Consider the following 25,641-nt stretch of genomic DNA (forward strand, 5'->3'; position numbering starts at 1 on the left):
ACCTGATCGCCTGTTGTTCTCACTCCTATCCCCGCGCTTCGCGAGGCGCAACCTCCGGCGTCAACAATCGGCGCAGACATCCCAGACATCTGGAACGTTCCGGGCCGAGACTGCCCTGTGAGATACCCAACTCCCCCGCGATCTCCCGGTATGTCAGGTCCTTCGGGGAGAGCAGGGCATGGAGGAGGCGGGGGCAGCGGCCGGGGAGACGGGTCACCGCCTCGCGCAGGGCGCGGTGGCGGGCGGTGGTGAGGACGCGTTGTTCGGGGGTGGGGGTGGCGGGGTCGGCGGGGTCGATGGCATAGGGGCGTTCCCGGCGGGCGGTACGGCGGGTGCGGCGGGACTCGGCGCGGACCGCCCGGCGCAGCCAGTCCTCGGGGGCCCGGGGCGGGCCGTGGCTCTCCAGGCGCTCCAGGAGGCGGAGCCACACGGTCTGCTCCAGGTCGCGAGGGTCGCCCCCGAAGGCGTATGCCTCCGCGGCGGCCTCGGCGGTGAGCAGCGGGCGCAGGGCGGCGACCAGGTCGTGCGTCATGTGCGGAACGACGCGGCCGCCCCGGGGGCAGGTTGCCGGGGCGGCCGGGAGACACCCCGAACGGGGTGCGGGGGCTCAGCCGTTGACGAAGTCGGCGCGGGCCAGCAGGGCGGTGTCGGCGTTGTCGGTGAACACGCCGTCGATGCCGGTCTCGAAGTACTTCTGGAAGACGGGGAAGACGTTGCCGTAGGCGTCCGCGGCGGTGCCGTTGCGGTAGGCCGGCGGCAGGAAGGGGTTCTCGTTGCGCATGGTGTAGGGGTGCAGGATCAGGCCCACCTTGTGCGCGTCCGCGACCAGCGTGCTCGGCGTGGTGAAGTTGCCGCCGGCGTCCTTCGGGATGATCAGGTCGACGGTCGGGCCGATGCCCTGCGCGTAACCGGCGATCTCCCGCAGGCCCTTCGGCGTGATCAGGTCGGCGACCGTGCGCGGGTCGCCCGTCGCGACGAAGTCGTAGGGCTGCGTGGTCGCGCCGGAGAGCAGCACCACCAGCGGGTTGTCGAGCAGCGTGTTCAGACGCTGGATGCTGCTCGGCTCGAAGGACTGCAGGATGACCGGCGAGTTCCGCTTGTCCTTGCCGTACTTGCGCAGCAGCTTGGCGACGCGCTCCTCAAGGCCGAGGCCGAGGCGGCGGAAGTAGGTGGGGTGCTTGGTCTCGGGGTAGATCCAGACCTGCTTGCCGCGCTTGCGGGTCTGCTCGTCCTGCCACTTGAGGACCTCCTCGAAGGTGGGGATCTCCCAGCGGCCGTTGTAGATCGTGTTGTGCGGGCGGTTGGCCGGGATGCGCTCGATCGCGCGCAGCGTCTTCAGCTCGGCGAGCGTGAAGTCCTCGGTGAACCAACCGGTGGTGGGCACGCCGTCCAGCGTCTTGGTGGTCTTGCGGTCGGCGAACTCGGGGTGGTCGGCGACGTTGGTGGTGCCGCCTATCTCCGGCTCGTGGCGGCAGACCAGGTGACCGTCCTTGGTGGGGACGAGGTCGCCGGCCTCGACGACGTCGGCACCGAGGTCGAGGGCCAGGTTGTAGGAACCGAAGGTGTGCTCGGGGCGGTAGCCGCTGGAGCCGCGGTGGCCGATGATCGTCGGCTTCGGCAGGCTGCTCAGGCCGCCGTGCCCGGACTGCTTGGCGTCGGCCGCCCTGGCGGCGCCGGGCAGCCCGAGGACCGCGCCGCCCGCGCCGAGCACCGCGGCGCCGAGCAGCGCCCGCCGTCCGGTCGTGCCGTTCATCTGCGTCCGCCCGTTCGAGTCGTGCGTGTTCATGACCGCTCTCCTGCCTGACCTTCGCCCTTTGATGCCGGCTGATCGTAGGGCTGCGGATGTGGCCGAAGGGAGACCGCCGACCCAACGGCCGGGTGACGCCGTATGGCTGCTGGACGGCGAGTCATGACGGTCCGTCGGCGACTTCCGTCACATCGTCGCGAGCTCGTTACGGCCTGGCCCCGGAGTGTCACCGCAGGTAAACCAGCGTCAACAGTACGTAAGACCTCGGTGAACCGGCCGTACCCGATGTGCGCTTCCCACAGAGCCGCGAGTAATGTCCTCACCTGCACAGACTCATACCGCCCCTCGACATCGGAGGACCCGTTGTCCCGCTTCGCGCTCATCAAGGCAGTGCTCGGACCGATCATGCGCCTGATGTTCCGCCCCCAGGTGGAGGGCGTGGAGCACATCCCGGGGGACGGTCCGGTCATCCTCGCCGGCAACCACCTCACGTTCATCGACTCGATGATCCTGCCGCTCGTGAGCAAGCGGCAGGTGTTCTTCATCGGCAAGGACGAGTACGTCACCGGGAAGGGCTTCAAGGGCCGGCTGATGGCCTGGTTCTTCACCGGCGTCGGCATGATCCCGGTGGACCGGGACGGCGCGAGCGGCGGGGTCGCGGCGCTGATGACCGGCAAGCGGATCCTGGACGAGGGCAGGGTCTTCGGGATCTACCCGGAGGGCACCCGCTCCCCCGACGGCCGGCTCTACCGGGGCCGTACCGGCATCGCGCGGCTGACGCTGATGACCGGTGCGCCGGTGGTGCCGTTCGCGATGATCGGCACGGACAAGCTGCAGCCGGGCGGCGCGGGCATCCCGCGGCCGGGCAAGGTCACCGTCCGGTTCGGCGAGGCCATGGAGTTCTCCCGGTACGAGGGGATGGACCGGGACCGCTACGTGCTGCGGGCCGTGACCGACTCGGTGATGGCCGAGGTGATGCGGCTGTCCGGGCAGGAGTACGTGGACATGTACGCCACGAAGGCGAAGGCCGCCTGACGACGGAGACCGGCCGACGGCGAGGGCCGGCTGACACTCTTTCGGCGGAAGGGCACGGACCGGTGGTCCGTGCCCTTCTGTCTGCCATCTGCCTGACACCCGTCCGGCGTCCGCCTGCCGGTGGAATCTGCCCCGACACTTCGGTCATTCGTCCGCATTTACCGACCATATGAGCACACAGCATGTCTTATTCAGACATGCAGAAACCTTCTCGGCGTACCCTGCTCCGTGCTCCGTTCGCCGCCGCCGGGGCGGGGCTCCTTGCGGCATGTTCCGACTCCGGCTCCGAGCCCACTTCCGGCCCGCAACACACGGCCGGCACCGCGGCGTTCGTCCCGCAGGGGCCCAGGGGGTACGTGAATCCGTCGGACCCGGAGGTGCTCGCGGCCGAGCGGAAACGCGGGTCCGGTCCCGTCCGGATGATCAAGTTCACGGCCGCCAAGAGCATGCTGGACCTGGGTGGGCGGTCGGTCCACAGCTGGGCGTACAACGAGTCGGTGCCGGGGCCGCTGGTGCGCGTCACCGCCGGTGACGTCCTCAGTCTGACCCTCTCCAACCAGCTGCCCGAGAAGACCACGCTGCACGCCCACGGGGTGCGGCTGCGCTGCGACATGGACGGCGTGCCGGACCTGACCCAGCCCCCCATCGCGCCGGGGACGGATTTCATCTACCGATTCGTCGCCTCCCACCCGGGCACGTATCTCCTCCACTCGCACGTCGGCATGCAGCCCGACCGGGCCCTCTACGCGCCGTTCGTCGTCGACGACCCGAAGGAGGCGCTCTCCTACGACCAGGAATGGATCGTCGTCCTGGACGACTGGCTCGACGACATCGACGGTTCCAACCCGGAGCAGGTGCTCGACCAGCTCAAGCCGGGCGGGTCCATGGCGATGGACATGGGCATGGGCATGGGTCCCGGGCGCGGCAGCCCGAGCCCCCACGGAACGGCGCACGCGTCCGCGTCACCGTCCGCGTCGCCCTCCAGGTCCAGGTCCAAGATGCCGATGGGTCCCGACCGGGTGCTGCGCGACTCCCACAGCAGCATGCTGCACGGCGAGGGCGGCAATGTCGCCTACCCGCACTACCTGGCCAACGGACGGCTGCGTACCGACCCCTCCGTCTTCCGCTGCCGCCCCGGCGACCGGGTCCGGATCCGCATCATCAACGCGGGTTCGGAGACGGCCTTCCGGGTCGCGCTCGGCGGGCACGCCATGACCGTCACCCACACGGACGGCTATCCCGTGCAGCACACGAGGACCGACGCGCTGCTCGTCGGCATGGCCGAGCGGTACGACGTCCTCGTCACCGCGAAGGACGGCGTCTTCCCGCTCGTCGCACTCGCCGAGGGCAAGAAGGGAAAGGCGCTCGCGATCCTCCGCACCGACAAGGGCAGAAACCTTCCCGCGCCGGATGTCCGTCCTGATGAACTGGACCGCGAGATCGTGCCGGCGCGCCGCCTGCTGCCGGCCGAGTCCGTCGCCATGGACGACCGGGTTCCCGACCGCGACCTGCGGATCAGGATCACGGGGACGATGCAGAAGTACGACTGGGGGTTCGACCACAAGACGTACGACGTGCGGGAACGGCATGCGGTGCGGGCCGGTGAGCGGGTGCGGCTGACGCTCGTCAACGCGACCGACATGTGGCATCCGATGCATCTGCACGGGCACACGTTCTCGGTCGGCGGGATCAGCTCGGAGGGGGCGCGCAAGGACACGACGATCGTGTTGCCGCATCGCAAGCTGGTGCTCGACTTCGATGCCGACAATCCGGGGTTGTGGATGCTGCACTGTCACAACCAGTACCACTCGGAGAGCGGGATGATGACGGTGCTGGGCTATAAGAAGTGATTCATGGGGGGATTCGGCGGTTTTCGAGCGCGGGTACGTCGTGGTTGCTCGCGCCCACGCGGCGGCAGCCGCAAATCAAACACAGCCCCGCGCCCCTTACGGGGCGCTCTCCAGCCGTTGGTTCCGTAGCAGGAACCACGCTGCCGCTGCCGTCGCCAGCAGGACTGCGGCGCCTGCTCCCGAGGCCAGGTGGAGGCCGTGGGTGAAGGAGTCGCGGGCCGCCGTCAGCATCGAGGCCGCCGTGGGGGAGGGCATGGCCGTCGACGCCTCGACCGCCGCGCCCAGCGATTCGTGGGCGGTGACCGGAGTGCCCGGCGGGGCCGTGAAGCCCCGGTAGACGCCCATGACGATCGAGCCGAGCAGGGCGATGCCGAGCGCCGCGCCCAGTTCGTACGCCGTCTCGGAGACCGCCGAGGCGGCGCCCGCCTGGTCCTTGGGGACGCTGGAGAGGATGACGTCCGCGGTGACCGTGAAGGAGAAGCCCGCCCCGATGCCGACCACCAGCAGGGCGGCGCCGAGGATCGGGTAGCCGGTGGACCGGGAGAGGGTGGTCAGGGCCGCGAGGGCCACGCCGACGGCCGCGAGGCCGCCGGAGACCACCGCCCGTACCGAGTAGCGGCGAGCAGCCCGGCCGGCCGCCAGGCCCGCCGCCACCGCGCCGACCGCGGCCGGGAGTTCGGCGAGGCCCGCCTCGAACGGGTGCCTGCCCTGGACCAGTTGCAGGTACTGGGAGAGGAAGAACACCAGGCCCGACATGCCGAGCACGGTCAGCAGGTCGGCCAGGACCGCGCCGCTGAAGCCGCGGTTGCGGAACAGCCGCATGTCCAGCAGGGGCTTGGGCATGGTGAGCTGGCGGCGGACGAAGCCGTAGAGGGCCGTGGCGCCGAGGAGGGCGGTGGCCGCGGTCACGCCGGTGAGGCCGTGGGTGGCGGCCTCCTTCACCGCGTAGACGAGGGCGATCATGCCGACCAGCGACAGGACGACGCTGGTGAGGTCCCAGGGGCCGGGGGCGGGGTTGCGGGACTCGGGGAGCGTCCTGCCGCCGACCAGGACCAGGACCACCATCACCGGCAGGTTGATCAGGAAGACCGAACCCCACCAGAAGTGCTCCAGCAGGAAACCGCCCACGATCGGGCCGACGGCCGTACCGGCCGAGGCCGCCGCGCCCCAGATACCGACGGCGAGGCTGCGCTCGCGCGGGTCGTGGAAGAGGTTGCGGATCAGGGCGAGGGTCGCGGGCATCAGGGTCGCGCCCGCGACGCCCAGCAGGGCGCGGGCCGCGATCAGCATCCCGGGGGTCGACGCGTACGCGTTCAGGACGGATATCGCACCGAACGCCGTCGCGCCCACGAGCAGGATCCGCTTGCGGCCGATGCGGTCGCCGAGGCTGCCCATGGAGACCAGCAGGCCGGCGATGACGAACGAGTAGACGTCGCCGATCCAGAGCAGCTGGGTGCCGGAGGGGTTGAGGTCTTCGCTGATGTAGGGGGTAGCCAGGCCGAGGACGGTCGCGTCGACGGCCACCAACAGCACGGCGAGCACGAGGGCGGAGAGCGCGAGCCAACGGCCCGGACGCCTCTCCTCCGCCTCCGCGACGCGCGCCGGCTGCAGGGTGCTGGTCATGATTCCTCTCTTCGTCGTGCGCCGCCGAGCAACAGCTCGACGATCATGTGGGTGAAGTCCTTGCGGGCGACGCGGCCTTCCGAGACCGCCCAGGCGGCGGAGGCCAACAGGCCGTACAGCGCCTCGGTGAGCCAGGCGGGTGCGAGATCGATACGGAACTCGCCGCTCTGCTGACCGCGCCGGAAGAGGGCCGCGATGCGGTCGTCGATCCGCGTCCAGCCCTCGTTCTGCCCCTCGCCCTCGAACAGCTGGTTCTCGGTGTAGAGGAAGGCGAGCAGGCCGGCGGCCGGTTCGATCTCGCGGACCAGGCGGTGTACGGCGTCAGCCGCGGGGCCCTCGTCCAGGCGGGCCGCGTCCAGGGCCGCCTCGCACTCCTCGATGCCGAGCGCCTCCAGCGCACGGACGAGCGCGTCCCGCCCGGCGAAGTGCCGGTGCAGGGTGGCCCGGCTGATCCCGGCGGCCTTGGCGACCTCGTCCATGGTCGCGGTGGATTTGCGGGTCAGCAGAGCGGCTGCGCTGCGCAGGACGTGGTCGCGATCGAGGGCCATGAGACAAGAGTAGCCCATGTGAGACATTGATGTCTCATTATTGGCATGCGTGAATCATCGAGGGCGGATCAGAGGTCGCGTCCGTCCCAGGACAGACTGCTGCGTCAGTGCCAGGGCAGGCTGCCGCGTCGCTCCCAGTAGGCGCGCGGGTCCTCGGCCAGGGTGGCGAGCCGGGTCAGCTGGTCCGCGTCGAGGTCGACCACGGCCGCGTGCAGGTTGGAGGCGAGCTGGGCGAGCGTCGCCGCGCCGGAGAGGACGACGCCGGCCCAGGACTGGCGGAGTACGACCGCGAGGGCGACGGCGTCGCAGCCCATGCCGGTCTCCTCCGCCACCGCCCGCACGGCGTCGGGCGCGTGCGGGGCGGCCAGGCGGCCGTTGGCCATGCCCTCCTTCACGATCACCGTCAGCCCGGCGTCGTGCGCCTCGGCGAGGGCCGGTCCTGCCGAGGTCTCCAGGGCGTTGTACGTGGACTGGACGGTACGGAAGAGGGGCTCGCCGTCGACCGTGACGGCGAGGGCGGCGCGGATGGCGTCGGTCTGGGCGGGGCCGCTGGTGGAGAAGCCGACGGTGAGGCCGGTGGCCGCGGCTTCGGCGAGGCGGGCGTGGAGTTCCTTGTCGGTGAGGGCGGGGCTGTCCGGGGTCACCGAGTGGATCTGGTAGAGGTCGAGCCGGTCGCCGAGCAGCTCGGCGGTCTCGGCGCGCTGACGGTCGTACGTCTGCGGGCTGTGGTCCTTGACCTCGTGCGTCTCGGCGTCCGCCGACCAGCCGGCCGTGTACGTGTAGCCCCACTTGCTGCCTACGACGACGTCGGTGACGTCGGGGCGGGCGGTCAGCCAGTCGGCGAGGAACTCCTCGGAGCGGCCGTAGGAGCGGGCCACGTCGAAGTAGCGGACGCCCTGGGCGTAGGCGGCGTCGAGGAGTTCGTGCGTGCGGGCTCGCAGGGCGCCGACGCTGCGGTCCTCGCCGAGGTCGGCTTCGCGGCCGAGGTTGATGTAGCCGGGGCGGCCGACCGCGGCGAGGCCGAGGCCGATGTGCGCGGTGGGCGTGGTCACGGTGGCCAGGCGGCTGAACGGCATGGGGGCTCCCGGCACGGTCGGCGAAGGGGATCTCACCTCAGGGGAGGGATCGCGCACCAATCTACCCAGCCCCGCACGGTTCGGCCCCGCGCCGGGAGCTGCCGCCGCACTTCACGCCCGCACCGTTTTCACTCCGGCGGTCCAGACTCGAAAGCGTTCACCATGGGGAGGCACTCACCATGTCTGTGATCTTCTTCGACATCGGTGAGACCCTTGCGGTTCCCCATGTGGACCCCGACGGCTCACTGAGACTGCAGCCCCTGCCACGTGTCGTCGCCGTGCTCGACGCCCTCGGCGAGGTGCGCAAGGGCATCATCTCCAACCCCGGGACGGACGACGGTGCCGCAGCGCGGGCAGCGAGCGCGTTGGCGCAGGCGTTCCCCGGCCGTTTCACGGACGAGGCCCTTGTGCACTGGGGCGCGAAGGACAGCCGGGAGATCTTCGACCGGGCAGTCGCGAGCACGGGGGGTGCGACAGCCGACGACTGTGTCTTCGTGGGCGAGAACGCCCGGGAGCGCGCGTTCGCCCGGGAGGCCGGGATGCGTACCGCGACGCACCCGGTGTTCACCGTGGCCGCGATGGAGAACCGTCCCGTGTTCCGGGTGCGGATCGAGTTGCCGGGCGACCAGGACCAGTCGGCGTTGACCGCGGCCATGAGCAGGACCGAGGCCGTTCCCGTGCAGGTCGTCTCCCAGCGACTCGTGGTGGCCACGGCGACCACGCGGGGCACCGAAGTGCTCGAAAGCGCCGGTTTCACGGTGGACGTGCAGGGAGGGGTGGAGGAGCTGGCGGCCACCGAGAAATTCGTCAGCGACCTGCTGGCCCGCGGCGAGGCGGTCTTCGAGGGCGAGGAACCGACGCCCGAGACGACGCACGTGGTCAAACGCGAGGACGACGGACGGCTCACCGTCCGTCGCCTGCGTTTTGTCCGATGAACGCGGTCCGAGAACTCAGTCGAAGCACCGCCGGACCAGGGCCAGGCCCTCGCCGGTCGTACTCCGCGTGATCTCGTGCGTCTTGAGCCGGGAGGGGCTGTCGTCGGCGAACGACGTGGCGGACCGGTGGTCTGCCGGCACGTGGATCCGGCCGCGGCGGAAGAGGTCCTCGAGGTACGACGTCGCGACGCGCTCGGGGTCGGAGGGCCGCACCGAGCCGCCGGCGGGGTCGGAGCCCGCGACACCGAAGCGTCGCTCCTGCGCCGGGGCGGCGAGGGTGAGCGGCTGGGTGACGCCGTACGTCGCCCCCTGGACCGTGACGGGCGTCAGGCTCTCGTCGTCTCCACCGCCCGGGGTGGACTCGGCGATTCCGGCGCCCCGGCGTGCCACCTCCGGCTCGGTGACGGATGCGGCAGCCTCCAGGGAGAGGATGCCGTGCCGGATGAACGCCGAGCGCAGGGACTGGCCGTACAGGCCGCCGTTCCGGCGATGGTCCGCGGCGATCATGTGGGCCGCGACCTGCGCGTAGTAGGCGGACACCACCGGTGCGGCCACGACCGCGTCCACCAGCAGCTGTCCCGCGATCTCGGCCGCCCTGCCCAGACCGGCCTGGTCCTGCAGGTCCTGCTGCCGGAAGATCCCCGCGACGATCTTCAGGAACGCGCCGCTGAACACCCGGGAGAACGAGTGCGGCTCGCTGGAGATCCTGCTCGCGGGCTCGCTGGGCGACAGCAGCACCGGGTCGCGGTAGAAGAAGTTGTTCGACATGTTGCGCAGACAGTCCGGGTCCACCGCGCTCGGCGCGCCCTGGCGGATCGCCCAGCCCAGCTGCTCGGCCATCCTGGACACCCGCGAGGACAGTTCGAGGTTGCCGTGCGTCTCGGCCAGGACCGCGATCCGCAGGGATTCCAGCTGGAGCGAGCCCAGCAGGGCACTGATGTCGCCGAACGCCTCGTGCAGGGCGGCCGTCTCCGCGCTCGCCATGTTGAACAACTGGGGCCGCAGGGCGTCGAGGATCCCGTGCCCCGTCTCGTGCAGGACAACCTCGTTGCTCTCGCACGCGGCGACGTTGACGCCTGCCACCGTGCTGCGGAAGAACCACACGCCCTTTCGGTCGTAGAAGGCGTTCAGGTCGTCTCCTGCGTTGAGGTGCGCCGTGAGGGCGCGTCCGACCTGCGGATGCCACTTCGTCCCGGCCGGAACCAGCGGACCCCAGGTCTGGCTGGCCCGGCTGAGCGAGTCGGCCGCCACCCAGTAGCGAAACGCCTCGGTGCCGGGCCCGGCGCCGTTCGGCTGCGGCGCGGTGTCCGCGATGGCCGTCGGGAAGGGCTGGGTGTCCAGATGGGGGACGGGATGCGGTACGGGCATGTTGATGTGCAGAGGATCTCCGCCGGGATCGTCCTCGAACACCAGGACCATCGGCATGGTCGCTTGTTGTGACTGCACCGTCATGGCGGCTCCATGTGGGGTGGGATGGGGGGTGACGGAGTACATCAAATGGGCATTTTTGCCCGCGAATGCCTCCTGACTCAGTACGAGGCCCCGGTAGCCCGGTGTCAATTCGAACAGGAGCAGGCGGAGACGCCCGAGAGGGGCAGCGGCAGCGGCTGGGCCGGCCGTCCTTCCTGGCCCGCGCCCGATGCACACGGGCCGCCGGTCCCGGCGAGGCCGACGGCCAGTCGGGGGACGGAGGCCCTGCATCCGGGGCCCATCGGGTTCACTCGGTCCCACCGGGTTCTCCGGGTTCTCCGGGTTCTCCGGTCGGAGCCGAGACTCTGTCACCGGACAGCGTGAAGGGCCCGGACAACGTGTCCGGGCCCTTCACGATGCGCTGGGCTAGGCCGTCCTGGCCGCCGCCCAGGCGTGCTGTGCCGCCAGGTCCGCCTTGACCTCCGCCAGCTGCACTGCCACCGCACTGGGTGCCGTACCACCACGGCCGTTGCGCGAAGCGAGGGCGCCGGGGACGTTCAGGACCGTCCGTACCTCCGGCGTCAGCTGGGCGCTGATCTTCGCGAACTGGTCGTCGGTCAGCTCGTCGAGTTCCTTGCCCTCGGCCTCCGCCGCCTTGACGCACTCGCCGGCCACCTCGTGGGCGACCCGGAAGGGGACGCCCTGCTTGACCAGCCACTCCGCGATGTCGGTGGCGAGGGAGAAGCCGGCCGGGGCCAGTTCCTCCATGCGCTCGCGGTTGACGGTGAGGGTGGCCATCATGCCGGTGAAGGCGGGGAGCAGGACCTCCAGCTGGTCGCAGGAGTCGAAGACCGGCTCCTTGTCCTCCTGGAGGTCGCGGTTGTAGGCGAGCGGGAGGGCCTTGAGGGTGGCCATGAGGCCCGTCAGGTTGCCGATCAGGCGGCCGGACTTGCCGCGCGCCAGCTCCGCGATGTCCGGGTTCTTCTTCTGGGGCATGATCGACGAGCCCGTGGAGAACGCGTCGTGCAGGGTCACGAAGGAGAACTCCTTCGTGTTCCAGATGATGACCTCCTCCGCGATCCGGGAGAGGTTCACGCCGATCATCGCGGTGATGAAGGCGAACTCCGCCACGAAGTCGCGGGAGGCCGTGCCGTCGATGGAGTTGGCGACGCTGCCGCGCTCGAAGCCGAGGTCGGCGGCGACCGCCTCCGGGTCCAGACCGAGGGAGGAGCCCGCGAGGGCGCCGGAGCCGTACGGGGAGACGGCCGTGCGGTCGTCCCACTGGCGCAGCCGCTCGGCGTCCCGGGACAGGGACTGGACATGGGCCAGCACGTGATGGGCGAAGAGGACCGGCTGGGCGTGCTGCAGGTGGGTACGGCCGGGCATCGCCACGTCCGGGTGGGCCTCCGCGAGACCGACGAGGGCGTCCTGGAGGTCGGCGATCAGGGCGCCGATGGTGCGGGCGTGGTCCCGGAGGTACATCCGGAAGAGGGTCGCGACCTGGTCGTTGCGGGACCGGCCGGCACGGAGCTTGCCGCCGAGGTCGGGGCCGAGGCGTTCGAGGAGGCCGCGCTCCAGGGCGGTGTGCACGTCCTCGTCGGCGATCGTGCCGACGAAGGAGCCGTCGGCGACGTCGGCCTCCAGCTGGTCGAGGCCGGCGATCATGCGCTGGAGCTCGTCCTCGGTGAGCAGGCCCGCCTTGTGCAGCACGCGCGCGTGGGCACGCGAACCGGCGATGTCGTAGGGCGCGAGCCGCCAGTCGAAGTGGACGGACGCGGACAGCTTCGCCAGGGCCTCGGCGGGACCGTCGGCGAAACGGCCGCCCCAGAGCCGTACGTCACCGCTGTTGCTGCTCACTTGCGTTGCTCCTAGAGAGATACGGATGTGGCACCGCCTCCCCGGCCATGAACGGGGAGGCGGTCGTCACGCTACTGGTCGGGCGAGGTCGCGTCGGGCTACGCCCGCAGTTGACGCTGCGCCGCGATCTTCGACGACAGGCTGTAGATGTCGATGAAGCCCTTGGCCGCGGCCTGGTCGAACGAGTCGCCGGTGTCGTAGGTGGCGAGGTTGAAGTCGTAGAGGGAGGAGTCGGAGCGGCGGCCGGTGACGACCGCTCGGCCGCCGTGCAGGGTCATCCGGATGTCGCCGGTGACGTGCCGGTTGGCCTCGTCGACGAAGCCGTCCAGGGCGCGCTTGAGCGGGGAGAACCACTGGCCGTCGTAGACGAGTTCGCCCCAGCGCTGCTCCACCTGCCGCTTGTAGCGGGCGAGTTCGCGCTCGACGGTGACGTTCTCCAGCTCCTGGTGGGCCGTGATGAGCGCGATCGCGCCCGGCGCCTCGTACACCTCGCGGGACTTGATGCCGACGAGACGGTCCTCGACCATGTCGATGCGGCCGACGCCCTGGGCGCCCGCGCGCTCGTTGAGCTCCTGGATCGCCTGGAGCACCGTGACCGGTCTGCCGTCGATCGCGACCGGGACGCCCGCCTCGAAGCTGATGATCACCTCGTCGGCCTCGCGCGGGGTGGCCGGGTTCCGGGTGTACTCGTAGATGTCCTCGATCGGGCCGTTCCAGATGTCTTCCAGGAAGCCGGTCTCGACGGCGCGGCCGAAGACGTTCTGGTCGATGGAGTACGGGGACTTCCTGGTGGTCGCGATCGGGAGGTTCTTCGCCTCGCAGAAGGCGATGGCCTTGTCGCGGGTCATCGCGTAGTCGCGGACCGGTGCGATGCAGGTGAGGTCGGGGGCGAGGGCGACGATGCCGGCCTCGAAGCGGACCTGGTCGTTGCCCTTGCCGGTGCAGCCGTGGGCGACCGTGGTGGCGCCGTGCTTGCGGGCGGCGGCGACCAGGTGCTTGACGATGGCCGGCCGGGAGAGGGCGGAGACCAGCGGGTAGCGGTCCATGTAGAGGGCGTTGGCCTTGATCGCCGGGAGGCAGTACTCGTCGGCGAACTCGTCCCTGGCGTCGGCGACCTCGGCCTCGACCGCGCCGCAGGCCAGGGCGCGCTTGCGGATGGCGTCCAGGTCCTCGCCGCCCTGGCCGACGTCCACCGCGACGGCGATGACCTCGGCGCCCGTCTCCTCGGCGATCCAGCCGATGGCGACGGAGGTGTCCAGCCCGCCGGAGTAGGCGAGTACGACGCGCTCGGTCATGGGTCCCTCCTCACGTACATCCACTTGCTATGCATGAGTATGCAGAGCTCTGCATGATTCGTCAATCCAACTCACTCCAACACACTCCAACTCGCTCCGGCCCGCTCCGGCGGTGGAGACCTTCCGAGCAGTGTCGGAGATTTGTGAAAGGGGTTTGAACAAACGAAACCGCTTTCTCGTACCCATCCCTGAACGCCGGCGCCGCGTTTGTAAACCCACCTCTGACCCAAGTGAGGCATCCGCATGTCCAGGGCTCTTCCGAAGTACAACAAGCGTCGCGTCGTGCTCATCGGCGGCGCTGCCGCCGTGGCGCTCTCCGGTGCGGTCATCGCCGGTTCGGCCCTCGCCGGTACGCCCGACAAGAGCAGTGGCACGAGCAACGCGCGCACCCTCGCCGCCTCGCCCGGCACCATCACCTGCCCGGACGTCGCCTCCCAGCTGCCCGCGATCCCGGCCTCCGCGAAGGCCGAGGTCGACCGGAACCTCACGCTCCTCCAGACGCAGATCCAGGAGGCCAACAAGCGGCTGGTCGACACGGTGGGCCAGGGCGGGGCGAACTTCGTGAACAACGCGATCCTCGGTCCCCTGAAGGACAAGCGGGTGGCGACCATCAACCGGATCGCGACCGCGATCGGCCGTACGGCCGCCAAGCCGACCGGCCTGGACTCGCTGGCGCCGTGCACCCTGAACGCCAGCGGGACGAGCACGAACACGGGCAGCGGTACGGCGACGGGCACCGCCTCGGCCACGCCGAGCACGGCCGCGACCCAGCAGCAGTCGACGGGCAGCACCGGCAGCACGAGCACGAACACCAGTGCCGTCGGCACGATCACCTGCCCGGACGTCGCCTCGCAGCTCCCGGCGATCCCCGCGTCCGCGCAGGCGGAGGTCGACCGCAACCTCACCCTGCTCCAGACCCAGATCACCGAGGCCAACAACCGGCTCCAGACCACGGTCGGCCAGGGGGGCCCGAACTTCGTGCAGAACGCGATCCTCGGCCCGCTGGAGGACAAGCGGAAGTCGACCATCGACCGGATCGCCATCGCGATCGGCCGGACGTCGACCAAGCCGACCGGCCTCGACTCCCTGGCCGCCTGCACGCTCACCAAGTGACGTGACAGGCAGCTGTGGCCGCCCCGTGTACAGCGCCGGCCGGGGCGGCCGCAGTGGGGCCTGTCCGGATCCCGGAATTCCTCAGACGAGCGAAGTAGCCGCGCCGATAATTTCCAGGTATGGGAAAGACCTATGAGCGCATCGACGGCAGGCTCCGCACGTTCATCGAGGAACAGCCCCTGTTCTTCACCGCCACCGCCCCGCTCGCGGGCGACGGCACGGTCAACCTCTCCCCCAAGGGCCTCAAGGGCTCCTTCGCCGTACTCGACGAACTCACCCTGGCCTACCTGGACTTCGCCGGCTCCAACGCCGAGACCATCGCCCATCTGCGGGAGAACGGCCGCATCACCCTGATGTGGTGCGCGTTCCAGGGCCCGCCGAACATCGTGCGGGTGCACGGCCACGGTGAGGCGGTCTTCCGCGACGACCCGCGCTTCGCGGAACTCCTCACCCGTTTCCCGGACATCGACCCGACCCTGCACGGCCTGCGCGCGATCATCGTCGTACACGCCGAACTCATTCGCGACAGCTGCGGTTACGCGGTCCCCTACATGGCGTACGAGGCCGACCGTGAGCTGCACGGGAAGCGCTTCGGGCGCGAGGACGACGCCTCGCTGAGCGCGTACTTCGAGAAGAAGGACCACATCGCGGTGAGCCTGGACGGCCTACCCGGGCTGCCGTTGCCGCTGCCTCCGTCTACCGTCTGAGCCATGCGTCCAGGCGTCGTCGTCACCCTCGTCTCCGCGTCCCTGCTGCTGCTCGGTGCGGCACCGGGGGGCGGGGACGCCTCACCGCTGCCCGCGAGCATGGCCGACACGGGTGGCGGCACCCAGCTGATCACCGCGGAGGCGTCGGCACTGAGCTCGACGTCGGGGACCGTGACCTGGTGGGAGCGGCGGGACGGGCAGTGGGCCCAGGTGGGGTCCGCCGCCGCGCGGTTCGGGGCGAAGGGGCTGGTCGAGGGGGTCAAACGGCAGCAGGGTACGAACACGACGCCGACGGGGTTGTACGACCTGCCGTTCGGGTTCGGCCTCCAGGCGGCACCGGCAGGGACCACCGTCGAGTACCGGCCGGTGACGGCCAATTCGTGGTGGTGCCAGGACAACGACTCCGCCTCCTACAACCGTTGGGCAGAGCCGTTGCCGTCCGACTGCCGGGCCGCCGAGTCGGAGAAGTTGTCGTCGTTCACGACGCAGTACGCGTACGCGCTGGTGATCGGGTTCAACTACCAGCAGCCGGTGCGGGGGCGGGGGGCCGGGATCTTTCTGCATGTCAATGGGGAGGGGGCCACGGCGGGGTGCGTTTCGGTGCCGGTGGATGCGATGCAGCGGATTCTGCAGTGGGCGGATCCGAAGAAGGCGCCGCATATCGCCATCGGGACGGTGGGCGGAGATACGGCTCTCACCCGGTACTGAGGGTGCGGTTGCGCCGTAGAGGTGCGGGTGCATGGGCGGGTGCGGGCCGTCTGCGGCTGATCGCGCCCACGCGGCGGAGCCGCAGATTGATACAGCCCCGCGCCCCTAGGGAGTGGCAGTGGCCGCCAGTTTCACAGTGAACGTCGTTGCACCCGGGCGGCTCTCCAAAGTCACCGTCCCCCCATGCGCCTCCACCACCGCCGCCACGATCGACAGGCCCAGGCCCGCTCCGGCGCCGGAGGCGTCAACGCGGCGGCGGTGTTCTGCTCTGGTGAAGCGTTCGAAGACGCCGGGCTGGATGTCCGGCGGGATGCCGGGGCCGTCGTCGTGGACGTGGAGGACCGCCGTCCCGTCGTCCGTCTCCAGGGTCACCGTCACCTTCGTGCCGGCGGGGGTGTGCAGACGTGCGTTGGCCAGCAGGTTGGCCAGTACCTGTTGGAGGCGGTGGGTGTCGCCGGTCACCGTCACCGGTTCCTCGGGGAGGTCGAGTGTCCAGCGGTGGTCGGGGCCCGCGGCGCGGGCGTCCGTGACCGCGTCCAGGACGAGGTGGGTGAGGTCGACCGGGTGGCTCTCCAGGGGGCGGCCGGCGTCCAGGCGGGCCAGCAGGAGGAGGTCGTCGACCATCTCGCCCATGCGGGAGGACTCGGCGGCGATGCGTTCCAGGGCCCGGGTGATCCCTGGGGGCAGGGGGCCCGGGTGGAGCAGGGCCAGTTCCGCGTGGCCGCGGACCGAGGCGACCGGGGTGCGCAGTTCGTGGCTGGCGTCGGCCGCGAAGGAGCGCAGGCGTTCCTCGCTCGCGTGGCGTTTCGTCAGCGCGTCCTCGACGTGGCCCAGCATGCGGTTGAAGGCGGCGGCCACCTGGCCGACCTCGCTGCGCGGGTCGGATTCGGGGGCCCGGGGCGGCAGGGCCACCTCGCCGCTGGCGAGTGAGAGTTCGCTGACCCGGGTGGCGGTGGCCGCGACCCGGCTCAGCGGGCGCAGGGACCAGCGGACCCAGAGGGCACCGGCCACCCCGGCCGCGGCGAGGGCGAGGCCGAAGACGCCGGCGGCGACCAGTTCCAGGCGGTGCACGGTGGCCCGTACCGGCTCCAGGGGGAGGCCGGTGACCAGGACGTCGCCGTCGCGGCCCGTCCAGGCAAGCAGCCGGTAGTCGCCGAACGAGGAGAGGCGGACCGTGTGGCCGCGTCCGTCCACCCGCAGCGCGGCGAGGGCCGCGCGGTCGTGGGCCGTGAGGGCGACGGTCAGGTCCGGGTCGGCGCCGGAGGGGATCAGGGCCGCGTTGGTGACCCGGCCCTTGAGCAGGCGGGCGCCGAAGGTGCCGGCGGCCTGGCGGCGGGTGTCGCCGTGCTCGTCGCCGTCCCGGTCGCTGGGCTTGTACGTCCCGTGTTCGAGGGACTGCGGGAAGCTCGGGCCGGTCTGCTGGAGCTGCTGGTCCAGGCGCCCGGTGAGGAAGCCGTTCAGCTCGACCACCGCGGCGACGCCCACGGCCGCGCAGCTCACCGCCAGCAGCACGACCAGGCCCGCGGTGAGACGGGCGCGGAGGGTACGGGGGCGGGGCAGGTGCCGTAGCCGTCGCAGGAGATTCACCCTGGTCACCTGGGTCACCTGGTCACCGGCTTGAGGACGTAGCCCGCGCCGCGGACCGTGTGGATCATGGGTTCGCGGCCCGCGTCCACCTTCTTGCGCAGGTAGGAGATGTACAGCTCCACGACATGGGCGCGGCCGCCGAAGTCGTAGGACCAGACGCGGTCGAGGATCTGCGCCTTGCTGAGGACGCGGCGCGGGTTGCGCATCAGGAAGCGGAGGAGTTCGAACTCGGTCGGCGAGAGCTCGATCAGCTCGCCGGCCCGGGTCACCTCGCGGGCCTCCTCGTCCATGGTCAGGTCGCCGACGACCAGCCGGGGGCCGTCCTCCTGCTGGCGGGCCATGCCGGCCCGGCGCAGCAGGCCGCGCAGCCGGGCGACCACCTCCTCCAGACTGAAGGGCTTGGTCACGTAGTCGTCGCCGCCCGCGGTGATGCCGGCGATACGGTCCTCGACGGCGTCCCTGGCCGTGAGGAAGAGCACACAGACGTCCGGCTTGACCTGGTGCAGCGAGCGGAGCACGGCGAAGCCGTCGGTGTCCGGGAGCATCACGTCGAGGACCACCGCGTCCGGCAGCAGCTCCCGGGCCGTGGCCAGCGCGGCCGCGCCGTCGCCGGCCGCGCGGACCTCCCAGCCCTCGTAGCGCAGGGCGCCGGTGAGGACCTCCGCGAGGTCGGGGTCGTCGTCGACGACGAGGACCCGGAGCGGGGTGCCGTCGGGGCGGGTGAGGGCGGGGCGGCCGGAGCGGGTCGTGTTCATCGCGTCTACCAGCATCGCCCCTGCGGGTGGCGAGGGGGGACCCCGGGTGCTCTGAGTTTGCTCTGAGTGCGCTGAGCAGGGCGGGGACTGAGAGGTCGCTCAGAGGTTGGGGCTGCACAGTGGCGGCACCGGACGGAGAAAGGACCCGACTCATGACGACCGTGGACGATCGGCACACGGCACCCGCCGTACCCGCCGTGGCCACGCGCCGCTCCCCCGCCGCCGCCGTGCTCGCCGTGCTGTGGGCCGGGGTGGCGGCCGTGATCGTGCTGTGGTGGTCGGACACCGGCTCGGTCGTCGGAGCGGCGGGCTGGCTGACCGGGGCCGGGCGGATCGCCGGGCTGCTGTGCGGGTACGCCTGCGCGGTGCTCGTCGGCCTGATGGCCCGGGTGCCGCTCCTTGAGGTCCGGGTCGGCTCCGACCGGGTGGCGCGGTGGCATGCGATGGCCGGGCGGTACACGGTGTGCCTGCTGGTCGCGCACATCGTGCTGATCCTCACCGGGTACGCGGCCCAGGACCATGCCCCGATCGTCCACGAGACGCTGAACGTCGTCCTGGACTACCCCGACATGCTCAAGGCGACCGCCGGCACGGTGATCCTCTTCGCCGTCGGCATCACCTCGATGCGGGCGGCGCGCCGCCGTACCAGCTACGAGTTCTGGTACTACGTCCACCTGCTCACCTACGCGGCCGTCTTCCTCGCCTTCTTCCACCAGCTGACGCTGGGCAACGACTTCAACGGCAAGCCGGTGGCCACCGCCTTCTGGTACGCGCTGTACCTGGGGGTCGCGGCTCTGGTGGTGTGGTTCCGGGTGCTGGCGCCGGTGCGGCTCAACCTCCGGCACCGGCTGCGGGTGGAGTCCGTGCAGCAGGAGGCGCCCGGTGTGTACTCCGTCGTGGTGCGGGGCCGGCGGATCGGTGAGCTCGGCGCGCAGGCGGGGCAGTTCTTCCGCTGGCGGTTCTTCGGCGGTGACGGCATGGGCTGGACGTCCACGCCGTACTCCCTGTCGGCGCCGCCGCGCGGCGACCTGCTGCGAGTCACGGTCAAGGCGCTCGGCGACCACAGCACGGCCGTGGCGCTGCTGCGCCCCGGTACCCGGGTGTGGGCGGAGGGGCCGTACGGCTCCCTCACCGCCGACCGGGCCAGCGGCCGCCGGTCCCTGCTGATCGCGGCCGGCGTCGGGGTCACCCCGCTGCGGGCGCTCTTCGAGACGCTGCCCGGCGAGGTCACGCTGCTCTACCGGGCGCGTACCGCCGAGGACCTGGCGCTGGGCGGCGAGCTGGAGGCGATCGCGCGGTGGCGCGGGGCCCGGGTGCTCTACGCCCTCAACGGCCCGCGCGGCGAACGCCCCGCCCTCACGCCGGACGCGCTGCGGGCGAGCGTCCCCGGTCTCGCCGGGCACGACGTGTACATCTGCGGCCCGCACGGCTTCGCCCAGGAGCTGTACGGGGCGCTGCGGGCCGCCGGAGTGCCGGACCGCCGTATCCACCACGAGTCGTTCGAACTGTGAGAGCTGTGAGGCCCCTGTCGTGCACGCACTGAACAAGAACCGGCCGCTGCGCCGCATCATGCTGGCGAGTGCCGCCACCGTCTCCGGGATAGTGATGCTGCTGGCGCTGAAGCCGCACACCAGCCCCACCGTGATCACGGACTCGGTGGCCCAGGCACCGGCGCCGTCGAGCAGCGCGAGCGCCTCCCCGGGCGCGACCGGCGGCTCGGGCAGCAGCGGCTCCGGCAAGTCCGGGAGCAGCAGCACCGGCACCAAGACCGTGACCGGGGACACCGTGCAGACGCGCTGGGGTCCCGTCCAGGTGAAGGTGACCATCAAGAACGGCAAGATCACCGACGTCACGGCGCTCCAGTACCCGTCGGAGAACCCCAGGGACCAGCAGATCAACGACTACGCCCTGCCGCAGCTGCGCAGCGAGGCGCTGGCCGCGCAGAGCGCGAGCATCGACACCGTCTCCGGGGCCACCTACACCAGTCAGGGTTACCAGCAGTCACTCCAGTCCGCACTGGACTCCGCGGGTCTCTGAACACTCGGGCAGTACGGCACGTATCTGTGGGCCAAGGGTCAATTCCCTACGGAGGAACCGTGACCACCACGCTCGCAGGCGGACGTGCCGCCCGACGACAGACGATGCGCCGCATCCGCCCGCGCCGCTCCCCGGCAGTTCCGCTGCTGCTCGCCGTATGGGCGGGCGCGGCGGCCGTGCTGTGGCTGTGGTGGCACAACACCCCGTCCATCGCCGACCAGAACGGCAAGATCCTCAACGCGGGCCGGATCACCGGCCTGCTGGCGGGCTATCTGATGGCCCTGGTGGTGCTGCAGATGGCCCGGGTGCCCGCGCTGGAGCGGCGGGTCGGCTCCGACCGCGTCGCCCGCTGGCACGCGATGAGCGGCCGCTACACGCTCTGCCTGGTCTTCGCGCACGTGTTCCTCATCATGTGGGGCTACGCGCTGCAGGCCGGCAAGACGCTGAACGACATCGTCCAGCAGACCATCGACTCGGTGAACCAGCTCCCCGACATGGGCAAGGCCGCGATCGGCACCGGCCTGTTCGTCGTCATCGGCCTGACCTCGATCGGCCCGGTCCGGCGCCGGATACCGTACGACACCTGGTACCACGTCCACCTGCTCACCTACGCGGCGGTGTTCCTGACCTTCTGGCACCAGATCACCACCGGCAACGACTTCGCCCTCACGCCGATGGCCAAGACGTTCTGGTACGGGCTGTACGGCGCGGTCACCGCGCTGGTCGTCTGGTACCGGATCCTCACCCCGATCCGGCTCAACCTGCGGCACCGGATGCGGGTCGAGGCGGTCATCGAGGAGACGCCGGGCATCGTGTCGGTGCTGATCGGCGGGCGCAAGCTGCACCGGATGGGCGCCGAGGCCGGCCAGTTCTTCCGCTGGCGGTTCCTGGCCCCCGGGATGCGGTTCAGCTCGCACCCGTACTCCCTGTCGGCGGCACCCCGCCCCGGCATGTTGCGGATCACCGTCAAGGCGATCGGCGACCACAGCGCGCGGCTGCGCGAACTACGGCCCGGGACCAGGGTGTGGGCCGAAGGGCCGTACGGGGCGATGACCGCGTCCCGGCGCAGCCGCGGCAAGGTCCTGCTGGTGGCGGGCGGCGTCGGGATCACGCCCATGCGGGCGCTGTTCGAGACGCTGCCCGGCGCCGCGGGCGACCTGACCCTGCTCTACCGGGCCAACACCACGCAGGACCTGGCACTCTGGGACGAACTGGCGAAGATCGCCAACGAGCGTGGGGCCCGGCTGATGTACGCGGTCAACAGCCCGGAGGGCGAGCGGCCGGACATCTCCGCGGAGAACCTCCAGCGGAAGATCCCGGACATCGACAACCACGACGTCTTCATGTGCGGCCCGCCCGGGTTCGCGCAGGGCGTGTACGAAGCACTGCGCGGCGCGGGGGTTCCCGCCCGCCGCATCCATCACGAGTCGTTCGAGATGTGAGCGACGGGACCACACGGGAATCCAGGAATCGGGAGTTCGGGAACGATGAGGAAGAGTCACCCCATCAGGCGTGTGGTGCTGGCCACCGCGGCGACCGTGTCCGGTGTCGTGCTGCTGCTGTCGCTGAAGCCGTCGTCGGACCCGGCGTCCGCGTCCGCGGCGGGCGCGGCCCCGTCGGCCGCGGCGGCGGGACAGGAGTCGCCGCAGGGCGGCACCGGGGCCGCCGGGACCACGACGGTGGACGGAGACGCCACCCAGACCCAGTACGGGGTCGTGCAGGTCCGGCTGACCGTCGCCAACGGCAAGATCACCCAGGCCCAGGCGATCCAGGCGCCCAAGGGCGGCACCAGCGACCAGAAGACCGCGCTGTCGGTGCCGACGCTGAACAAGGAGACGGTGGCGGCGCAGAGCGCGAACATCGACTCGGTCTCCGGGGCGACGTACACGAGCACCGGCTACAAGCAGTCGCTGCAGTCGGCGCTGGACAAGCTGAAGGAGGCGGCCGCCTCCTCGTCGTCGGGCTCGTCCTCGTCCTCGGGCTCCTCCTCGTCGTCCGGGTCCGCGCAGGCGCAGGCCAAGACGGTGACCGGGCAGGTCGCGCAGACCCAGTACGGGCCGGTCCAGGTCCGGATCACCGTCTCCGGCGGGAAGATCACCAAGGCGGAGGCGGTGCAGGCGCCCAGCGGCGGCACCAGCGACCAGAAGACGGCACTCTCCGTCCCGAAGCTCAACCAGGAGGCGGTGGCAGCCGGCAACGCCAGCATCGACTCCGTCTCGGGGGCCACCTACACCAGCACCGGCTACAAGCAGTCCCTGCAGTCGGCGCTGGACCAGGCCGGTGGCTGAGGCCGTGGCGGAGTCCGCGGAAGCTCCCGCCGCGGTGCGTCATGCGGAGGAGGTCATGGGGACGGTCTTCTCCTTCGACGTCCGCGGCGGGGATCCGGATGCCGTGCGGGCGGCCCTCGAAGAGGCGGTCGCCGGGCTGCACCGGGTCGACGAGGTGTTCAGCACCTACCGCGAGGACAGCCAGGTGTCCCGGCTGGCTCGGGAGGAGATCGGCGTCGCCGACTGCGATCCCGAGGTGGCCGAGGTGCTGGAGCTGGCGGCCGACGCGGAGCGGGTGAGCGACGGCTGGTTCAGCACGCGCTACCGGGGGCGGCTCGATCCCACCGGGATCGTGAAGGGCTGGTCCGCCGAGCGGGCGGCGCGGGTGCTGCGGCAGGTGGCCGGGGTGAGCGGCGTGAGCGTGAACGGCGGCGGTGACGTCCAGATGTTCGGCGCGCCCGAGCCGACGCGGGCATGGCGGGTGGGGATCGCCGATCCGCTCCGGCCCGGTGGGCTGGCGGCGGTGATCTCGGCGGCTGGGGTGGAGGAGCTGGCGGTCGCCACGTCCGGTACGGCGGAGCGGGGCGCCCATATCGTCGATCCGCGGACCGGGAAGTCGGCGGTGACGGATCTGGTGGCGGTGACGGTGGTGGGGCCACGGCTGACGTGGGTGGACTGCTGGGCCACGGCGGCGTTCGCGATGGGGTCACGGGCGGGGTTGGCCTGGTTGGAGTCGCTGCCGGGTGTGGAGGGGCTGTTGATCACTGCGGGCGATGAGGTGCGCTGCACCGGGGGGCTGGCCGCCCGTCTGGGCTGAGGTGGGGGGGTAGGGACGCTCACCGGCGCTTGCCGGGTTCCTCCCCCAGCCTTCGGCCGGGGGAGGAACTGCGCGACCAGCCCCCACCGGGCCCGCAGACGAACGGCCGTCGGACACCGCCGCGATGTATTTCAGATTCGTCCCGTAAAACGCCATCCCGACGCCCCTCCCGGCCGTACCCCCTGTGAAGCAAGTTTCGGGAGGAACACCATGGCCGTCTTCAGCAACCTCATGCCGTTCAAGCATCGGGACCACGACCGCAACCACGACGACCGTCACGGGCACGGCCACGGCCACAACCACGACCACCACGACCGTCACGACCGTCACGGTGACCGGCACGACCACGGCGGCGACCGGCACGGTCACGACCGCTACTGACCACATCCGAAGGCGGAGCGGACCGGCGCCGGGTCAGCCGGTCCGCTCCGCCGGTGGTTTCCGAGGAACCCCGTCATGGCGCAAGTGCTGCGACGTCTGCTGTCGGCCGGCGATCCCTCCGGCACCGTGGTCGCGGCCGCTCCCCCGGTCTCCCCGCGCGAGGTCTTCCGCCGGTTCTGGCCCTACACCCGCGGCGGCCGCCGCTGGCTCGTGCCGCTCGTCCTGCTGAGCCTGACCGCCCCCGCGTTCGACGCCGCCGAGCTGTGGCTCTTCAAGTTCGTCGTCGACGACGTGCTCGTCGCGCGGGAGCTGCGACCTCTGCTGTGGATCGCACCCGCCTACCTCGGCCTCGTCCTCTGCTCCGGCGCCCTCGGCTTCGCCGACGACGTGACGTCCACCTGGGTCGGCGAACGCTTCCTGCTCACGCTGCGCTCCGAGGTGTTCCGGCATGTCCAGGGGCTCTCCCTCGGCTTCTTCGAACGCCGACGGCTCGGGGACGTGCTGTCCAGGGTCACGGGCGACGTCGACGCGGTGGAGACCTTCCTGCTCTCGGGTGTCGCGGACGCCCTTTACTACCTGATCAGCCTGGGCGTCTACCTCGGCATGCTCTGCTACCTCCGCTGGGACCTGACACTGCTCGCCCTCGTCGTCGTACCGCTGTTCTGGGGCTCGGCCCGGCACTTCTCGCGGCTGATCAGGGAGGCGTCACGGGAGCGCAGGCGCCGCGGCGGGGCGCTCGGCGCGATCGCCGAGGAGTCGCTGGGCAACGTCGTCCTCGTGCAGGCGTACAACCGGCAGGACTGGGAGGCGCGCCGGTTCGAGCGGGAGAACGTCGGCAGGTTCCGGGCGGCGATGGCCTCGGCGCGGATCCACGCCGTGTACGAACCCGCGGTCGAGTTCGTGGAGGTGGCCGGCGGCCTCGGGGTGCTGGCCCTCGGCACCTGGAAGCTGGTCCAGGGCCAGCTCACACTCGGCGGACTGCTGGTGTTCCTCGCGCTGATCGGCAAGCTGTACAGCCCGGTCCACGGACTGTCCGGGCTCGGTACCACCTTCTACACGGCCTCCGCCGCCGCGGAACGCATCATCGAACTGCTCGACGAGCGTCCCCAGGTGACCGAGGCGGCCGGAGCGCGCCGGATCCGCCGGGCGCGGGGTGCCGTGGAGTTCGACGGGGTGTGGTTCCGCTATCCCGGTACGGCGGCCTGGGCGCTGTCGGACGTGTCGTTCCGGGCGGCTCCCGGGGAGACGCTGGCGCTGGTCGGGGCGAGCGGGGCGGGCAAGTCCACGCTCGCGAAGCTGCAGTTGCGGTTCTACGACCCCGACCGGGGCGCGGTCCGTCTCGACGGGACCGATCTGCGCGAACTCAGCCTGACCGACGTCCGGGAGAACATCGCCGTGGTGCTGCAGGAGACGCTCGTCTTCCACGGCACCGTGCGGGACAACATCGCCTACGGCCGGCCGGCGGCCACGGATGCGGAGATCGTCGCGGCGGCGCGGGCCGCGGACGCCCACGAGTTCGTCGAGCGGCTCCCGGACGGCTACGACACGCTCGTCGGACAGCGCGGCCGGACGCTCTCCGGCGGACAGTGCCGGCGGCTGGCGATCGCCCGGGCGATGGTCCGGGACGCGCCGGTGCTCCTCCTGGACGAGCCGACCGCCGGACTGGACGTCCGCTCGGCGCGGCGGGTCATGGAGCCGCTGCGCCGGCTCATGGCGGGGCGGACCACCGTGGTCGTCTCGCACCAGCTGCTGACCGTCCGCGACGCCACCCGGATCGTGGTGCTCGACCGCGGCCGGGTCGTCGAGGACGGCGCGCACGCGGATCTGCTCGGGCGGCAGGGGCCGTACGCCCGGCTGCACCGGCTCGGCTCGGGAGCGGTGCTGTCCTGACCC

General features: G+C 71.1%; 23 protein-coding genes. 13 read left to right on the top strand and 10 right to left on the bottom strand.

Features of this window, described 5'->3' with window-relative positions:
- Nucleotides 1-25: 25 nt before the first annotated feature.
- Nucleotides 26-532, bottom strand: a complete 507-nt coding sequence (locus ACFWPS_RS09450) for a sigma-70 family RNA polymerase sigma factor (protein ID WP_383702773.1) — start codon at nucleotides 530-532, stop codon at nucleotides 26-28.
- A 75-nt stretch (nucleotides 533-607) separates the two neighbouring features.
- On the bottom strand, nucleotides 608-1,786 hold the full coding sequence (locus ACFWPS_RS09455) for a glycerophosphodiester phosphodiesterase (protein ID WP_383702775.1): 1,179 nt from the start codon (nucleotides 1,784-1,786) through the stop codon (nucleotides 608-610).
- Between the two features lie 324 nt (nucleotides 1,787-2,110).
- On the opposite strand from ACFWPS_RS09455, the gene ACFWPS_RS09460 reads away from it, so the two are divergent.
- Together ACFWPS_RS09460 and ACFWPS_RS09465 are read left to right on the top strand one after the other, a co-directional pair.
- The gene (locus ACFWPS_RS09460) at nucleotides 2,111-2,782 is read left to right on the top strand and encodes a lysophospholipid acyltransferase family protein (RefSeq protein WP_383702777.1); all 672 of its coding nucleotides are present in this window, start codon (nucleotides 2,111-2,113) and stop codon (nucleotides 2,780-2,782) included.
- 197 nt (nucleotides 2,783-2,979) lie between these two features.
- On the top strand, nucleotides 2,980-4,632 hold the full coding sequence (locus ACFWPS_RS09465) for a multicopper oxidase family protein (RefSeq protein WP_383702779.1): 1,653 nt from the start codon (nucleotides 2,980-2,982) through the stop codon (nucleotides 4,630-4,632).
- A gap of 96 nt (nucleotides 4,633-4,728) precedes the next feature.
- Here ACFWPS_RS09465 and ACFWPS_RS09470 read toward each other — a convergent pair whose 3' ends face one another.
- The 3 genes from ACFWPS_RS09470 to ACFWPS_RS09480 form a co-directional block, all read right to left on the bottom strand.
- Nucleotides 4,729-6,255, bottom strand: a complete 1,527-nt coding sequence (locus tag ACFWPS_RS09470) for an MFS transporter (protein ID WP_383702781.1) — start codon at nucleotides 6,253-6,255, stop codon at nucleotides 4,729-4,731.
- A complete protein-coding gene (locus ACFWPS_RS09475) occupies nucleotides 6,252-6,803 on the bottom strand; it encodes a TetR/AcrR family transcriptional regulator (RefSeq protein ID WP_383702782.1) in 552 nt (183 codons plus the stop codon). Before ACFWPS_RS09475 ends, ACFWPS_RS09470 begins: the two co-directional genes overlap by 4 nt.
- 104 nt (nucleotides 6,804-6,907) lie before the next feature.
- Nucleotides 6,908-7,879 carry an aldo/keto reductase gene (locus tag ACFWPS_RS09480; protein WP_383702784.1) on the bottom strand — a complete coding sequence of 324 codons (972 nt, stop codon included), beginning with the start codon at nucleotides 7,877-7,879 and terminating at the stop codon, nucleotides 6,908-6,910.
- Nucleotides 7,880-8,058: 179 nt separating this feature from the next.
- Between ACFWPS_RS09480 and ACFWPS_RS09485 the strand changes: the two genes are divergently transcribed.
- Entirely contained in the window at nucleotides 8,059-8,814 is a 756-nt protein-coding gene (locus tag ACFWPS_RS09485) for an HAD family hydrolase (RefSeq protein WP_383702786.1), read from the top strand.
- 15 nt (nucleotides 8,815-8,829) lie between these two features.
- Here ACFWPS_RS09485 and ACFWPS_RS09490 read toward each other — a convergent pair whose 3' ends face one another.
- The 3 genes from ACFWPS_RS09490 to ACFWPS_RS09500 all read right to left on the bottom strand — a co-directional run bounded on the left by ACFWPS_RS09490 (nucleotide 8,830) and on the right by ACFWPS_RS09500 (nucleotide 13,376).
- On the bottom strand, nucleotides 8,830-10,266 hold the full coding sequence (locus ACFWPS_RS09490) for a hypothetical protein (RefSeq protein ID WP_383702788.1): 1,437 nt from the start codon (nucleotides 10,264-10,266) through the stop codon (nucleotides 8,830-8,832).
- Between the two features lie 384 nt (nucleotides 10,267-10,650).
- Entirely contained in the window at nucleotides 10,651-12,081 is a 1,431-nt protein-coding gene (gene argH, locus ACFWPS_RS09495) for an argininosuccinate lyase (protein ID WP_383702790.1), read from the bottom strand.
- 98 nt (nucleotides 12,082-12,179) lie between these two features.
- Nucleotides 12,180-13,376 (bottom strand): argininosuccinate synthase, encoded by a 1,197-nt coding sequence (locus ACFWPS_RS09500; RefSeq protein ID WP_383702792.1) that lies wholly within the window; start codon nucleotides 13,374-13,376, stop codon nucleotides 12,180-12,182.
- Nucleotides 13,377-13,619: 243 nt separating this feature from the next.
- On the opposite strand from ACFWPS_RS09500, the gene ACFWPS_RS09505 reads away from it, so the two are divergent.
- The 3 genes from ACFWPS_RS09505 to ACFWPS_RS09515 all read left to right on the top strand — a co-directional run bounded on the left by ACFWPS_RS09505 (nucleotide 13,620) and on the right by ACFWPS_RS09515 (nucleotide 15,904).
- Complete coding sequence (locus ACFWPS_RS09505; RefSeq protein WP_383702794.1) at nucleotides 13,620-14,489, top strand: hypothetical protein; 870 nt, start codon at nucleotides 13,620-13,622, stop codon at nucleotides 14,487-14,489.
- Nucleotides 14,490-14,608: 119 nt separating this feature from the next.
- A complete protein-coding gene (locus ACFWPS_RS09510) occupies nucleotides 14,609-15,196 on the top strand; it encodes a pyridoxamine 5'-phosphate oxidase family protein (RefSeq protein WP_383702796.1) in 588 nt (195 codons plus the stop codon).
- A gap of 3 nt (nucleotides 15,197-15,199) precedes the next feature.
- Nucleotides 15,200-15,904, top strand: a complete 705-nt coding sequence (locus tag ACFWPS_RS09515) for a L,D-transpeptidase (RefSeq protein ID WP_383702798.1) — start codon at nucleotides 15,200-15,202, stop codon at nucleotides 15,902-15,904.
- A 105-nt stretch (nucleotides 15,905-16,009) separates the two neighbouring features.
- Here the strand turns inward: ACFWPS_RS09515 and ACFWPS_RS09520 are convergent, their stop codons facing one another.
- Together ACFWPS_RS09520 and ACFWPS_RS09525 are read right to left on the bottom strand one after the other, a co-directional pair.
- Nucleotides 16,010-17,500, bottom strand: coding sequence for a sensor histidine kinase (locus tag ACFWPS_RS09520; protein ID WP_383702800.1), 1,491 nt, complete (start codon nucleotides 17,498-17,500; stop codon nucleotides 16,010-16,012).
- A gap of 5 nt (nucleotides 17,501-17,505) precedes the next feature.
- Entirely contained in the window at nucleotides 17,506-18,246 is a 741-nt protein-coding gene (locus tag ACFWPS_RS09525; RefSeq protein WP_383702802.1) for a response regulator transcription factor, read from the bottom strand.
- A 152-nt stretch (nucleotides 18,247-18,398) separates the two neighbouring features.
- Between ACFWPS_RS09525 and ACFWPS_RS09530 the strand changes: the two genes are divergently transcribed.
- From ACFWPS_RS09530 to ACFWPS_RS09560, 7 genes are all read left to right on the top strand, one after another.
- Nucleotides 18,399-19,757: a ferric reductase-like transmembrane domain-containing protein gene (locus tag ACFWPS_RS09530; protein WP_383702804.1), complete on the top strand. Its 1,359-nt coding sequence runs from the start codon at nucleotides 18,399-18,401 to the stop codon at nucleotides 19,755-19,757.
- A gap of 19 nt (nucleotides 19,758-19,776) precedes the next feature.
- Nucleotides 19,777-20,283: an FMN-binding protein gene (locus ACFWPS_RS09535; protein ID WP_383702806.1), complete on the top strand. Its 507-nt coding sequence runs from the start codon at nucleotides 19,777-19,779 to the stop codon at nucleotides 20,281-20,283.
- A 59-nt stretch (nucleotides 20,284-20,342) separates the two neighbouring features.
- Entirely contained in the window at nucleotides 20,343-21,725 is a 1,383-nt protein-coding gene (locus ACFWPS_RS09540) for a ferric reductase-like transmembrane domain-containing protein (RefSeq protein WP_383702808.1), read from the top strand.
- Nucleotides 21,726-21,770: 45 nt separating this feature from the next.
- Nucleotides 21,771-22,571 (top strand): FMN-binding protein, encoded by an 801-nt coding sequence (locus tag ACFWPS_RS09545; protein ID WP_383702810.1) that lies wholly within the window; start codon nucleotides 21,771-21,773, stop codon nucleotides 22,569-22,571.
- Between the two features lie 55 nt (nucleotides 22,572-22,626).
- Nucleotides 22,627-23,367 carry an FAD:protein FMN transferase gene (locus tag ACFWPS_RS09550; RefSeq protein WP_383702993.1) on the top strand — a complete coding sequence of 247 codons (741 nt, stop codon included), beginning with the start codon at nucleotides 22,627-22,629 and terminating at the stop codon, nucleotides 23,365-23,367.
- A 210-nt stretch (nucleotides 23,368-23,577) separates the two neighbouring features.
- Nucleotides 23,578-23,748 carry a hypothetical protein gene (locus ACFWPS_RS09555; protein WP_383702812.1) on the top strand — a complete coding sequence of 57 codons (171 nt, stop codon included), beginning with the start codon at nucleotides 23,578-23,580 and terminating at the stop codon, nucleotides 23,746-23,748.
- A 75-nt stretch (nucleotides 23,749-23,823) separates the two neighbouring features.
- Nucleotides 23,824-25,638 (top strand): ABC transporter ATP-binding protein, encoded by a 1,815-nt coding sequence (locus tag ACFWPS_RS09560; protein WP_383702814.1) that lies wholly within the window; start codon nucleotides 23,824-23,826, stop codon nucleotides 25,636-25,638.
- The last annotated feature ends 3 nt before the right edge of the window (nucleotides 25,639-25,641 follow it).

The organism is Streptomyces sp. NPDC058457, assembly GCF_042720695.1.
Taxonomy (GTDB): domain Bacteria; phylum Actinomycetota; class Actinomycetes; order Streptomycetales; family Streptomycetaceae; genus Streptomyces.

Excerpts from the sequence above, each read along its gene's own strand:
- ACFWPS_RS09450 (WP_383702773.1), bottom strand. The coding sequence starts at position 532 with ATGACGCACGACCTGGTCGCCGCCCTGCGCCCGCTGCTCACCGCCGAG.
- ACFWPS_RS09455 (WP_383702775.1), bottom strand. The coding sequence starts at position 1,786 with ATGAACACGCACGACTCGAACGGGCGGACGCAGATGAACGGCACGACC.
- ACFWPS_RS09465 (WP_383702779.1), top strand. The coding sequence starts at position 2,980 with ATGCAGAAACCTTCTCGGCGTACCCTGCTCCGTGCTCCGTTCGCCGCC.
- ACFWPS_RS09470 (WP_383702781.1), bottom strand. The coding sequence starts at position 6,255 with ATGACCAGCACCCTGCAGCCGGCGCGCGTCGCGGAGGCGGAGGAGAGG.
- ACFWPS_RS09475 (WP_383702782.1), bottom strand. The coding sequence starts at position 6,803 with ATGGCCCTCGATCGCGACCACGTCCTGCGCAGCGCAGCCGCTCTGCTG.
- ACFWPS_RS09480 (WP_383702784.1), bottom strand. The coding sequence starts at position 7,879 with ATGCCGTTCAGCCGCCTGGCCACCGTGACCACGCCCACCGCGCACATC.
- ACFWPS_RS09485 (WP_383702786.1), top strand. The coding sequence starts at position 8,059 with ATGTCTGTGATCTTCTTCGACATCGGTGAGACCCTTGCGGTTCCCCAT.
- ACFWPS_RS09490 (WP_383702788.1), bottom strand. The coding sequence starts at position 10,266 with ATGACGGTGCAGTCACAACAAGCGACCATGCCGATGGTCCTGGTGTTC.
- ACFWPS_RS09500 (WP_383702792.1), bottom strand. The coding sequence starts at position 13,376 with ATGACCGAGCGCGTCGTACTCGCCTACTCCGGCGGGCTGGACACCTCC.
- ACFWPS_RS09505 (WP_383702794.1), top strand. The coding sequence starts at position 13,620 with ATGTCCAGGGCTCTTCCGAAGTACAACAAGCGTCGCGTCGTGCTCATC.
- ACFWPS_RS09510 (WP_383702796.1), top strand. The coding sequence starts at position 14,609 with ATGGGAAAGACCTATGAGCGCATCGACGGCAGGCTCCGCACGTTCATC.
- ACFWPS_RS09515 (WP_383702798.1), top strand. The coding sequence starts at position 15,200 with ATGCGTCCAGGCGTCGTCGTCACCCTCGTCTCCGCGTCCCTGCTGCTG.
- ACFWPS_RS09525 (WP_383702802.1), bottom strand. The coding sequence starts at position 18,246 with ATGAACACGACCCGCTCCGGCCGCCCCGCCCTCACCCGCCCCGACGGC.
- ACFWPS_RS09530 (WP_383702804.1), top strand. The coding sequence starts at position 18,399 with ATGACGACCGTGGACGATCGGCACACGGCACCCGCCGTACCCGCCGTG.
- ACFWPS_RS09545 (WP_383702810.1), top strand. The coding sequence starts at position 21,771 with ATGAGGAAGAGTCACCCCATCAGGCGTGTGGTGCTGGCCACCGCGGCG.
- ACFWPS_RS09550 (WP_383702993.1), top strand. The coding sequence starts at position 22,627 with ATGGGGACGGTCTTCTCCTTCGACGTCCGCGGCGGGGATCCGGATGCC.
- ACFWPS_RS09555 (WP_383702812.1), top strand. The coding sequence starts at position 23,578 with ATGGCCGTCTTCAGCAACCTCATGCCGTTCAAGCATCGGGACCACGAC.
- ACFWPS_RS09560 (WP_383702814.1), top strand. The coding sequence starts at position 23,824 with ATGGCGCAAGTGCTGCGACGTCTGCTGTCGGCCGGCGATCCCTCCGGC.